The sequence below is a fragment of the Microbispora corallina genome (genome assembly GCF_016863035.1).
In the GTDB taxonomy this organism is placed as follows: domain Bacteria; phylum Actinomycetota; class Actinomycetes; order Streptosporangiales; family Streptosporangiaceae; genus Microbispora; species Microbispora corallina.
The window spans coordinates 106,599-118,928 of the sequence record NZ_BOOC01000021.1 but is presented as its reverse complement, the minus strand read 5'-3'; the positions used below and the strand labels follow the sequence as shown (position 1 = coordinate 118,928).

Sequence of the window (12,330 nt, the reverse complement as noted above, 5' to 3'; positions counted from 1 at the left end):
AATACGGGGGGATGCGGGGGCGTCCCCCGCAGGCCTGACGCCGCGCCCCACCAGCGGGGACGCACACCACCAAGGCGTCGTAGACGGGGCCCCCGCTGCCCGTGCACCACCACCCGGCAGCGGGGACCGCCTTGGAGAGTCAGTGTGGAAACCCGCCCGAAACTTGTCAACCGTTCTGGAAACTTTCGGCTCAGTTGTTCGTAGGACACGCGAAACCTGCATACAGAGCACGAGATTGGCGTTCCGAAACTTTCTCCATCCCTGGCGCCAGCCGTCGACGATGGATGAAAGTTTCAGCACAGGCGACCACGCTGTCCGGTGAGCCGACGCGTCAAGGCCAGATGGACAACGCTCAGAGCCCGGGCGCCGGAGGCCACCTCGGATGGGGGCCCTTGACAGCGGCTCCGTCCCTCGTGTGTGCTCCGCCCCACACCACCTCCACCCACCCCGATGGAGAGGAGCTCGACCCACGGACAGCATGTGAACGTTAACAAGCACGCCGAAGACGCTTCGACGTCACACCCGGCCACGTCGCGTCGGTGGGGGCAGGCTGCTCATACCGGGCTCAGAGGGGTTGAATCCCTATCGAAAGGATCATTACCCTCAATTCGGCCCAGACAGAACTCCTGTGCCGTCCCGCACGACACTCGCTCGGGCGGCATGCCCTTGGAGGTACGGTGACACCGGATCCGATCCCTGCATTCGAGCACATATCGGCCGGCTATCACCCCGACCCCGCACTGTCGATGTCGTTGCACGCCGACGCCTACACGGATCCGGCGTGGTTCGACGTCGACCAGCGGGCGATCTTCGCCCGGACCTGGCAGTGGCTGTGCCACGTGGAGAAGCTGCGGGAACCCGGCAGCTACGTGACGGGCACGGTGGCCGGCATGCCGATCGCGGCCGTCCGGGACGAGGCCGGCACGCTGCGGGCGTTCTACAACGTGTGCAAGCACCGGGCGCACGAACTGCTGTCCGGTTCCGGCGTCCGGCGCAGCATCGTGTGCCCGTACCACGCCTGGAACTTCGACCTGACCGGACGGTTGAGGCGGGCGCGCAACACCGGCCAGCTGCCCGGCTTCGACATCTCCGGGGTGTGCCTGGACCAGATCCAGGTCGCCGAGTTCGGCGGCATGGTCTACGTTAACCTCGACCCCGCCGCGGCCCCTCTGCCGGAGCAGGCCGGGAACCTCGAGGCGGAGATCGAGGCGCGGGCGCCGGACGTGGCCAAGCTGACCCTCGCCCGCCGGCTCACCTACGACATCGCCTCCAACTGGAAGAACGTCGTCGACAACTTCCTGGAGTGCTACCACTGCCACGTGGCGCACAAGGACTTCGTGTCCCTGGTCGACATGAGCACCTACAAGGTCACCACGTACGGGATCTACTCCAGCCACATGGCGCAGGCCGGGAAGACGGAGAACTCCGCCTACGACGTGTCCGGTGCGACGGTCACCGAGCACGCGGTCTGGTGGCTGTGGCCCAACACGTGCCTGCTGCGCTATCCCGGCCGCGGCAACTTCATGGTCCTGCAGATCATCCCGGACGGCCCGGAGCGGACTCGTGAGATCTGGGACTTCTATCTGGAGACCACGGAACCCGACGAGGCCGAACTGGACGGCATCCGGTACATCGACGAGGTTCTCCAGGTGGAGGACATCGCCCTGGTGGAGAGCGTCCAGCGCGGCATGCGCACCCCCGTGTTCACCCAAGGCAAGATCGTCTATGATCCCGACGGGTCCGGGCTGTCGGAGCACGCGGTCCATCACTTCCACGGGCTCGTCCTGGACGCGTACCGGCGCGAGCTCGAACGAGCCCGTACCTGACGGGCTGATCACCGCCAGGGCGCCGGCCGACCCCGCCGTGACGCCCGGGCCCGGCGCCTGCCGCGCCCGACCCCCTACCCATGTGTGAATCGGCGGCCCTGTCCGTCGATAGGCGGAAACACAAATCCGATGTTACGGACCTGCCCGTGGGCGCCAGGGGTTGACAATTCATATGTCGTACGTTACGGCGCCTAGGGGACTTCAGAGGTTGACAAACCGTTGTACCGATTATCAAATCATCTCTTGGCGGCCAACCAACCGACCACTATGCGTACCGCGTTCATCACCAGTCGACACCTGGAGTGCCGGAGTGGGCTACCGCGGCGTTTTCCGACGCGCAGTGGGATGTGACGCGTTACCCGACATGACGGGGTCATTGCGATGGAAGAAAGGCCGAACGGAAATTCATTCGACTATTCACCCGGGTCGAGCCGGTCATATGCGGGGTCAAGAGATCGCGACGTGCTCATGTAATTCTTAATCATGTCGGTTCATGAGGGGGGAGAACCTTGGCTGCGTGGACAGCGATGGAGTCGCCCGACGTGTCCAGCCCGAAAGGAAAGGAACGTGGCGAGGACTACCACTCCAGGCTCTCCGAGGTCGAGATCGTTCCCCTTCACTCCCTGCTCTCTGCGGACACGCCGCGGATCATGGGAGAGGACCCGCGGCACGTACGGCTGCTGTCCAGCCTGGAGACCGTGCTGCCCCCGCTGATCGTGCACCGTCCCACGATGCGGGTCGTGGACGGGATGCACCGACTGCGGGCCGCGGCCTCGCGCGGTGACGCGAACATCCGCGTGCGGTTCTTCGACGGCGACGAGCACGACGCCTTCGTGATCGCCGTCAGGGAGAACAGCGCGCACGGCCTGCCGCTGTCGGCCGCCGACCGGGCCAGGGCCGCCGAGCGGATCGTCCGGTCGCATCCGCACTGGTCCGACCGGATGATCGCCGGGATCGCGGGGCTGTCCGCCCGGATGGTCGGCGACATCCGCCGCGCCGTGCTCTCCGGGAGCGCCCAGTCGACGGTCCGGCTGGGGAGCGACGGCCGCATCCGTCCGCTCGACGGTTCGGCCGGCCGGATCAGGGCGGCCGAGCTGATCGCGAAAGAGCCCGACGCCTCGCTGCGGTGGATCGCGCAGCAGGCGGGGATCTCGCCGGGCACGGTCCGGGACGTCCGAAACCGTCTCAGACGCGGCGAGGGTCCTCTGCCGGATTCGATGCGGCGTGCCGACGAGCGGCCGGAGGCGACGCCGGGGGAACAGCCGGATCTGCCGGATGCTCCGCTCCCGGAGACGACATCCGACCCGGGCGCGTCCCGGCCGTCGGGATCGGGAGGCGGCCGGTGCCGGACGTCACCGCTGCACACGCTGATCAAGGACCCGGCACTGCGGTCCGTGGAGGACGGCCGCCTCCTCCTCCGCATTCTCAGCGCGAGCGCGTCGCTTCCGTCGAACCGGCAGCAGTTGATCGAGGCCGTCCCGGAGCGCTGCGTCGAGCTGGTCAGCCAGGCGGCCAAGGAGAACGCCGCGGCCTGGGCGGAGTTCGCCGAAGACCTCAGACGCAGGGCGGCGCGGCAGAGAGCGTGAGCGGGTGACCGCCGGCGCCCTGTGCAACCGCTGAGATTCAGCAGTTGCACAACGACGACGAGGCGCTTGTGCGGGCCGGCGGTCCCGTCGGGAAGGCCGTCGCGGGTCCCGCCGCCCAGCGCCCGCACCTCCCGTGCCGCCGGCTCCGAACCGCACGAACCGCCGCCGAGCCGTCCCCGAGCCGCCACTGGGCCGGCGCCACCGGGGCGTCCGAGGACTCGTCTTTCCACGTCGGCGTGGCTCCCCGCCGGGCCGCCGCGTCGTATCCCCGCGTCCCAATATGGGGCACAAGTGCCTGTTCAACCAGCAGCATCAGCGTTTGTTTGTACACCTTGTTAGTACGGCAAATCCCTACTTATGCTCCTTTATCGGATGCGAGACTCGTTGCGGAGGAGACGACCAATACCTGTCGACTTCGCAGGACTGTCCGGCCGCCCGGGAATTGTCCTGTCCGCATAACAGACGGTTGTTATGCGGATAGTGCGGGACCGGAAATCACCTCACGACTCAGAAGGAGATGGTCGTCATGCCTACGGTGTCGGTGGGAAACGCGCGCGTGGAGTACACGGTGACCGGCTCGGGTCCGATCCTGGTGCTGGTGCACGGCGTCGGCAAGGGCGGGCAGAGCGCATTCGGTCATCTCGTCGACGAGTTCGCCGAGCGCAACACGGTGATCGTGCCCGAGCTGTCCGGTAGCGAGGCGGCCGAGGACGACGGCGGCGACCTCACCGTCGAGGGGCTGGCCGAGGAAGTCTCCGCCGTGATCTCCGACTACGGCGCCGAGCAGGTCGACCTGGTGGGCTTCTCCCTCGGCGGGGCGGTCGTGGCGGCCACGGCGGCCCTGCACCCCGAGCAGATACGCAGGCTGATCCCGGTGGGCGGCCTGGTGGAGACGGACCAGTACATGCGGAACCTGATCGGCCTGACGCTGAGCCTCGCCGACAACCCGGTCGCGTTCGGGCGGGTCCTGACCACGACCGCGTTCAGCCCGAAGTACGTCAACAGCCTCGACAGCCTGGAGGAGGTCGACAAGCTCGGCGCGGAGCTCAGCCCGTCGCGGGGCAGGATCCGCCAGCTGGAGCTTCTCGTGCGCGTCGACATCCGGGGTCTCGTCGAGAAGGTCCAGGCGGAGACTCTCGTGGTCGCCCCCTACCCGGACGCCGCGGTCCCCACGGAGCACTCCCGGCAGCTCCACGCCGCGATTCCGAACTCCTCCTACGTCGAGGTCGACAGCGGCCACATGGTGCTTTTCGAGAAGCCCGTCGAATTCGTGAAGCTGGTCAACGAGTTCATCCACAAGCCCTGACCGCAGTCGCACCGTAGGCCCGCTTCGTGGGCGCGGCCCTTTCTGCGAGCACGACGTTCACGGGCCGCGCCCACGTTTCCACGCATCCACCGACACGCAGGTCCACGATCGGCCGACGAAGTGACAGCAGGAGGAGAAGTGGCCAAGATACTGCTCGCGGTCAGCAGCCATGACGTTCTGGGCGACACCGGCAACAGGACGGGCTACAGCGTTTCTGAGGCCGCCCATCCCTACCACGTCTTCACCTCCGCCGGTCACGAGGTGGACTTCGTGTCCGTGCGCGGCGGCGAACCGCCAGCCGTGATCTTCGACGGGGAGGAGAACGACCCGGACGTGGTCGGCTTCCTCGCCGACGAGACCGTGCGGGCGAAGCTCGCGGCGACCCGGCCGGCCGCGCAGGTGGCGTCGGGCGACTACTCGGCGATCTTCTACGTCGGCGGCCACGGAGCGATGTGGGACTTCCCGGAGTCGCCGGACCTCGCCCGGCTCGCGATCGAGATCTACGAGCGGGGAGGCGTCGTCTCGGCCGTCTGCCACGGCCCAGCCGCTCTCGTCAACCTCCGGCTGTCGGACGGCTCCTACCTGGTGGACGGGAGGAGGGTGGCCTCCTTCACCAACGAGGAGGAGCAGTCCCTGGGCCTGGTCCACGTCATGCCCTTCCTCCTGGAGGACCGTCTGAAGGAACGCGGCGCCCTCCACACCAAGGCGCCGAACTACGTCTGCCACACCGAGAACGACGGCCGGGTGATCACGGGTCAGAACCCGGCGTCGGCCGCCCCGGTCGCGGAACTCGTCGTGAACGAGCTCAAGCAGGCCGGGTAGCCCGGCGAGAGCGTGACGCCGGTCGCGGACGAGGAGGCCGCCGACGTTCCCGTTCGACGAGTCCGTCCTGACGGCTCGCGCACGTCCGCGGGCCCGGGACGCGGGCGACGGCGGCGACCGCCGCGGCGGCGGGTATGCGCGCCAGTCGTGACACGCGGCCGGCTGCGTCACGCCGATCACGGCACGGCTCCGGCCGGATCACGATCCGCCGATGTGCTCCGCACCCCACCATGTCTCCGGGTGTCACCGGGACACCGGCGCGGTTCCGCCTGCCGGAGCCGGGCTGGACCCGCGCGCCGTCCGGCCACCCCGTCGCGAACGGCCGCCGTGAACTGCTGTCACAAGAGGGAGATCACCATGCACGGTTTGATCCAGGTCGCGGGAATCATCGACCAAGCCGAGGCGAACCTGATCATCGAGGAGGGCGCCGACTGGCTGGGCTTCGCGCTGCGGCTCCCCGCGAAGAACGAGGACCTCTCCGAGGCGGACGCGGCAGCGATCATCAAGGCGATCCAGCCGGAGCACAAGGGCGTCATCATCACATATCTGACCGATGCCGACGAGATCGCGGCGTTCTGCGCCGAGATGGGCGTCGGCGCCATCCAGTTGCACGGCGACGTGACGCCCGCCGAGCTGCGCAGGCTGCGCGCCCTCACCCCCGACCTGTACGTCCTGAAGAGCCTGGTGGTGAAGGCGGACAACATCGACGAGCTGTCCACGATCGTCGCGGACTCCGCTGAATGGGTGGACATGTTCATCACCGACAGCTTCAACCCGGCGACCGGCGCCAAGGGCGCGACGGGCCTGGTGCACGACTGGGGCATCAGCGCCGAGCTGGTGCGGATCTCGCCGCGGCCGCTGATGCTGGCCGGCGGGCTGAACCCGGAGAACGTCGCGGAGGCGATCGAGCAGGTCCGCCCCGCCGCCGTGGACGCCCACACCGGCCTGGAGGACCCGGTCACCCGCCGGAAGGACCGCGTGAAGGTGCGCACGTTCGTCGCGGAGGCGCGCGCGGCCTTCGCCCGGACCGCCCCCGAAGGCGCGCGGAGGTGAGCGGGATGACCGACACGACCACGTCAGTCGAGGACGCGGTGCACCTGCTGCCGCAGACCAGGTACCTGCGCGCGCTGCACACGATCGTCCGCGACCGGCACGCGAAGCGCGACGACTTCGTCCTGAACGCGGGCCGGATCATCCGCAAGCTGATCGAGGCCGGCCTGGAGCTGCTGCCGTTCGAGCCGTACGACGTGCAGACCCCGGTCGGACGGACCTACCACGGCCTGCGGGTCGGTCCGCAGATCTGCGGTGTGGCCGTCGCCCGAGCCGGCGAGAGCATGGAGGCGGAGCTGCGGGCGCTGGCACCGGACGTCCGGATCGGCAAGATCCTGATCCAGCGCGACACGGTGACGAAGCTTCCGCACCTGTACTACGCGAAGCTGCCGCTCGACATCGCCCGCCGCCACGTGCTGCTGCTCGACCCCATGCTCGCCACCGGCGGCACCGCGCTGGCCGCGATCGAGGTCCTGCTCGGAGAGGGCGTGCCCGAGGAACACATCGTGTTCATCAACGTGCTCTCGGCGCCGGAGGGCATCGCGGCCGTTCGCGAGCGCTATCCGAGCGTGCGGATGGTGACGTCGTCCATCGAGGAACGGCTGAACGAGAACGCCTACATGCTGCCCGGCATCGGCGACTTCGGCGACCGGTTCTTCGGGACCGACGTGGTGTCGTGACCCGCGCCACCGCATGAAGGACAGCCAGGCCTGACCCGCGTCCCGACCGTTCACAACGCCCGAAGGAGCACAACGACCCATGCCCACCGCAGACGCCGGCAGCGTCACCAAAGTCGCCATCTTCTACTACTCCGGCACCGGCAACATCCACAAGCTCGCCACGGCCGCGGCCGAGGCGGCAGAGAAGGCCGGCGCGGAGACGCGCCTGCGCCGGGTGCCCGAGTACGTCGACGCGTCACTGGCGCCGGAGTTCACCGAATGGACGCAGGCGTGGTCGGAGCACGCCGAGTCGGTCAGGGACATCCCGACCGCCGGCATCGACGACCTCGACTGGGCGGACGCGGTCCTGTGGGGCAGCCCCGGTCGTTTCGGCCTCATCGCGGCGCCGCTCAAGCACTTCATCGACCTGGCCTGGCCCCTGCACGCCCGCCGCGGGCTGGTCAACAAGGTCATGTCGTCGTTCACCTCGACCGGCTCCCCGCACGGCGGGCAGGAGAGCACGATCCTGTCGCTCAACAACGTCTTCTACCACTGGGGCGCGATCATCGTGGCCCCGGGCGTCGCCGACGACATCCAGCTCGCGCCGAGCAACGGCAACCCCTACGGGGTGAGCTCGGTCTCCGGCGCGAAGGCGGTTCCCGGGCGGCTCGCCGAGAACGTCACCGAGGACAACCTGGCCGCGATCGCCTACCAGACCCGCAGGGTGCTCGAGATCGCCACCGCGTTGCGGCACGGCCTCGCCCTGAACCCGCCGGAGTGACCACCAGCGATTCCTCCACCTGATCCCGCCCTGTCGCCTGTTCCGCGCGGCGTGGAGCGGGTCCGTCCGGGGGCGGAGCGGGTCCGTCCCGGGATGGAGCGGGGTCCGTGCCGTTCCGGGCGTAAACCGGTCGCCGTTCCCGAAAGATCGACCGATTGCCACGTATGGGGGGACAAGTGAAACCGCTCATTGAGGCGAGACGGAACCCGTTCGCGCCCACCTGTCTTCCTGACTTCCTTCAGGAGGAAGCCCGGCTGCGGCCGGACGACACTGCCGTCGTGTACGGCGAACAGCACCTGACCTACCGTGAGCTGGTCCGGCGCAGCTCCGAGCTCTCCGGTTGCCTGGAACACCTCGGCGTGGCCGCCGACGACTGCGTCGGCCTGTTCGTCGAGCCGTCGATGGACCTGATGATCGGCGCTTGGGGAATCCTGCTCGCGGGCGGCGCCTACCTGCCGCTGTCACCGGAGTACCCGGAGGAGCGGCTCCGCTACATGATCGAGGACTCCGGCGCCGCGGTCGTGGTGACGCAGAAGGAGCTCGTGAACCAGCTGCGGGCGCTCGCACCCGAGGGCACGACGATCGTCACCCTGGAGGACGCCGAAGGCTTCGCCCCGGCCGGCACCCGGCCCGCCCCGGACGATCTGGCGTACGTCATCTACACCTCCGGCAGCACCGGCAGGCCGAAGGGCGTGATGATCGAGCACCGCAGCATCGTCAGCCAGATGCGCTGGCTCGCGGCGGCGTACGGGCTGAACCCCGAGAAGGTCCTGCTGCAGAAGACCCCCATGAGCTTCGACGCGGCGCAGTGGGAGATCCTCGCTCCCGCGTTCGGAGCGGTGGTCGTGATGGGCACTCCGGGGATCTACCGGGACGCCGAGCAGGTGATCCGCACCATCAACGCCCATGGCGTGACCATGCTGCAGTGCGTTCCCACGTTGCTCCAGGCGCTGCTGGACACCGAGGAACTGCACACGTGCACGTCGCTCACCCAGATCTTCACCGGTGGTGAGGCGCTGTCGAGGCGGCTCGCCCAGGCCTGCCTCGACACGCTGCCGTGGTGCGACCTGGTCAACCTGTACGGGCCGACCGAGTGCACGATCAACTCGTCGGCGTACACCGTCGACCGCGCCACCGTCGGCGAGGCCCCGAACGCGATCTCGATCGGCGCCCCGGTCGACAACACCGAGTACCACCTCCTCGACCGCGACATGTCCGAAGTGGCCGTCGGCGAGGTCGGGGAGCTGTACATCGGAGGCGTCCAGGTCGCCCGCGGATACCTGCACCGGCCCGAGCTGACGGCGGAGCGGTTCGTGGAGAACCGGTTCGGCGAGGGCAGGCTGTTCAAGACCGGCGACCTCGCCTACCGGAACGCCGACGGCACGGTGCAGTTCGTCGGCCGGGCGGACAACCAGGTGAAACTGCGCGGCTTCCGGGTCGAGCTGGACGAGATCAAGCTGGCGATCGAGGCCCACGACTGGGTCAAGCACGCCGCGGTCATCGTGAAGAACGACCCGCACAGCGGCTTCCAGAACCTCATCGCCTGCGTCGAGCTGAACCCCAGGGAAGCGGCCCTGATGGACCAGGGCAACCACGGCGCACACCACCAGTCCAAGGAGAGCAGGCTCCAGGTCCGGGCGCAGCTGTCCAACCCGGGGGTCCGCGACGACGAGGACCTCGCAGGCAGACCCGTGGCCGACCTGCCGGGGAAGACGGCCACGGAGGCGCAGCGGCGACAGGCGTTCGCCCGCAAGACCTACCGGTTCTACGAGGGCGGCGAGGTCACCAAGGCCGACATCCTCCGCCTGCTCGAACGGCGGACCGAGCGGCGGGCCGTGGGGCAGGCCGTGGGGCAGGCCGAGGGGCGGGTCGAGGAGCAGGCGGCCGGCGTCGGCTCGCGCGGCCTGGCCGAGGTCGGCGTCGCCGAGCTGGGCCGGATCCTGCGCCACTTCGGGCAGCACCTGAGCTCGGAACGGCTGCTGCCGAAGTACGCGTACGCCTCGCCCGGCGCACTGTACGCGACGCAGCTGTACCTGGAGATCACGGGAATCGGCGACCTGCCGCCGGGGACGTACTACTACCACCCGGTCGACCACCGGCTGGTGCTGATCACCGAGACGGCCGGCGCGGCCGGGCTGGCGGTGAGGCTGCACTTCGTCGGCAAGAGGCGGGCGATCGAGCCGGTCTACAAGAACAACATCGAGGAAGTGCTGGAGATCGAGGCCGGGCACATGGTCGGCCTGTTCGAGGAGATCCTGCCGGCGTACGGTCTCGACATCGCCGACCGGGAGTACACGCCGGCCGTGAAGGACGGCCTGGAGGTGGCCGCCGAGGACCACTACATCGGCACGTTCGAGCTGGTCCCGTACGCCGGGCCGCGCCCGGACGAGGTGGACGTGTACGTCCAGGCCCATCCCGGGAAGGTCGCCGACCTGCCGGCCGGCCAGTACGCCTACGAGGGCGGCCGGCTCGAGCCGATCTCCCCCGAGCTCGTCCTGCGCAAGCAGGTCATCGCCATCAACCAGGCGGTGTACGACAGGGCGAGCATCGGGATCTCACTGGTCAGCCGGACCGACCGGGAGTGGCGGCGGTACGTCGACCTGGGCCGCGCGCTCCAGCACCTGTCGATGAACGACCTCAACTTCGGGTTCATGTCGTCCGGGTACAGCTCGAAGACCGGCGACGACCTGCCCTCCGCCAGACGGATCGACGCCGTCCTGGGCGACCTCGGCCGGCCCACCGGCCCGTCGTACTTCTTCGTGGGCGGCCGGGTGAGCGACGAACAGCGGCGGCACGAGGGCATGAAGGAAGACGCCGTGCACATGCGGGGCCCGGTGGAGATGATCAGGGACGACCTGATCAAGCTCCTGCCCGAGTACATGATCCCCAACAAGGTCGTGATATTCGACGAGCTGCCGACCACCGCCAACGGCAAGATCGACGTCACCGCGCTCGTCGCGTCCGACCGGACCGACGTGGGCAGGGACGACCGTCCCTTCATCGCGCCCCGCACCACCGTCGAACGCCGCATCGCCGAGATGTGGAAGAAGCTGATGAAGCGGGAGACCGTCTCGGTGCAGGACGACTTCTTCGTCTCCGGCGGCAACTCCGTGATCGCGATCGGGCTGATCAACAAGATCAACCGGGAGTTGGGGGCGTCGCTGCCGTCACAGGCGTTGTTCCAGTCCCCCACCGTCGAGGCGCTGGCCCGGCGGGTGTCCGGGGTGGACGTGGAGGAGACCTCCCGGCTGGTTCCGTTGCAGCCCGCCGGGCCGGGCAGGCCGATCTACTGCTGGCCCGGCCTCGGCGGCTACCCGATGAACCTGCGGCTGCTGGCCGGGACGATGGGCACGGACAGGCCGTTCTACGGGGTGCAGGCGCAGGGCGTCAACGAGGGCGAGGTCCCCCACCCGACGATCAGGGACATGGCCGCCGAGGACGTCGAGGCCATCGTGCAGGTGCAGCCGGAGGGCCCGTACACGTTGTGGGGCTACTCCTTCGGGGCGCGGGTCGCCTTCGAGACCGCCTACCAGCTGGAACAGCGGGGTGAGCGGGTCGACCACCTCTTCCTGATCGCCCCCGGCTCGCCCAGGGTGAGCTCGGACGGCGAGCGGCAGGAACGGGTCGCCGGCTACGCCCACGAGGCGTACGTGACGATCCTCTTCTCGGTCTTCGCGGGCACGACCAGCGGTCCCCTGCTCGACCGGTGTCTCGCCGCGGCCGAGGACGACGAGAGCTTCGCCGCCTTCATCAGCGAGAACGTCGCGAATCTCGACGTCGACCTGGTCCGCCGGATCATGCGGATCGTGGCCACGACGTTCGAGTTCAGCTACACGTTCCGCGAGCTGAGCGAACGACGGATCGCCGCGCCCATCACCGTCTTCAAGGCGCGGGGAGACGACTACTCGTTCCTGGACGGCAGCCGCGGCTATTCGAGGTCGGCGCCGACCGTCGTCGAGCTTCAGGCCGACCACTACTCGCTGCTCAAAGCACCGGACATCGACGAGCTCGCAACCGCAATCCGCCGGCGCCTCGACACCCAGGAGGAAACCGTCATGCCGCACGTCAACATCAAGCACTTCCCGGTGCCGCTCACCGACGAGCAGAAGTCCGAGCTGGTCTCGGCCGTGACCCGGGCCCTGACCGACGCCTTCGGCTGCGACGAGGGCGCGGTGTCGATCGCCTTCGAGCCGATCGACAAGGAGGTCTGGAACGAGAAGGTCTACTTCCCCGAGATCGTCGACCGCAGGGACATCCTCAGCAAGCTGCCGGACTACGGCCCCGAGGCCAACTGAGGCGA

General features: G+C 68.7%; 8 protein-coding genes. All 8 read left to right on the top strand.

Features of this window, described 5'->3' with window-relative positions; genetic code table 11:
* Positions 1-677 precede the first annotated feature (677 nt).
* The 8 genes from Mco01_RS21560 to Mco01_RS21525 all read left to right on the top strand — a co-directional run bounded on the left by Mco01_RS21560 (position 678) and on the right by Mco01_RS21525 (position 12,325).
* Positions 678-1,826: an aromatic ring-hydroxylating oxygenase subunit alpha gene (locus Mco01_RS21560; RefSeq protein ID WP_204058703.1), complete on the top strand. Its 1,149-nt coding sequence runs from the start codon at positions 678-680 to the stop codon at positions 1,824-1,826.
* A 509-nt stretch (positions 1,827-2,335) separates the two neighbouring features.
* Complete coding sequence (locus Mco01_RS21555; protein ID WP_204058702.1) at positions 2,336-3,412, top strand: ParB/RepB/Spo0J family partition protein; 1,077 nt, start codon at positions 2,336-2,338, stop codon at positions 3,410-3,412.
* 526 nt (positions 3,413-3,938) lie between these two features.
* Positions 3,939-4,718 carry an alpha/beta fold hydrolase gene (locus tag Mco01_RS21550; protein ID WP_204058701.1) on the top strand — a complete coding sequence of 260 codons (780 nt, stop codon included), beginning with the start codon at positions 3,939-3,941 and terminating at the stop codon, positions 4,716-4,718.
* 138 nt (positions 4,719-4,856) lie between these two features.
* Positions 4,857-5,540, top strand: coding sequence for a type 1 glutamine amidotransferase domain-containing protein (locus Mco01_RS21545; RefSeq protein WP_204058700.1), 684 nt, complete (start codon positions 4,857-4,859; stop codon positions 5,538-5,540).
* Positions 5,541-5,897: 357 nt separating this feature from the next.
* On the top strand, positions 5,898-6,593 hold the full coding sequence (locus tag Mco01_RS21540; RefSeq protein WP_204058699.1) for a phosphoribosylanthranilate isomerase: 696 nt from the start codon (positions 5,898-5,900) through the stop codon (positions 6,591-6,593).
* Positions 6,594-6,598: 5 nt separating this feature from the next.
* Positions 6,599-7,270 (top strand): uracil phosphoribosyltransferase, encoded by a 672-nt coding sequence (upp, locus tag Mco01_RS21535; protein ID WP_204058698.1) that lies wholly within the window; start codon positions 6,599-6,601, stop codon positions 7,268-7,270.
* 79 nt (positions 7,271-7,349) lie between these two features.
* A complete protein-coding gene (locus Mco01_RS21530; protein WP_204058697.1) occupies positions 7,350-8,030 on the top strand; it encodes an NAD(P)H-dependent oxidoreductase in 681 nt (226 codons plus the stop codon).
* A gap of 164 nt (positions 8,031-8,194) precedes the next feature.
* Positions 8,195-12,325: an amino acid adenylation domain-containing protein gene (locus Mco01_RS21525; RefSeq protein ID WP_275410539.1), complete on the top strand. Its 4,131-nt coding sequence runs from the start codon at positions 8,195-8,197 to the stop codon at positions 12,323-12,325.
* The last annotated feature ends 5 nt before the right edge of the window (positions 12,326-12,330 follow it).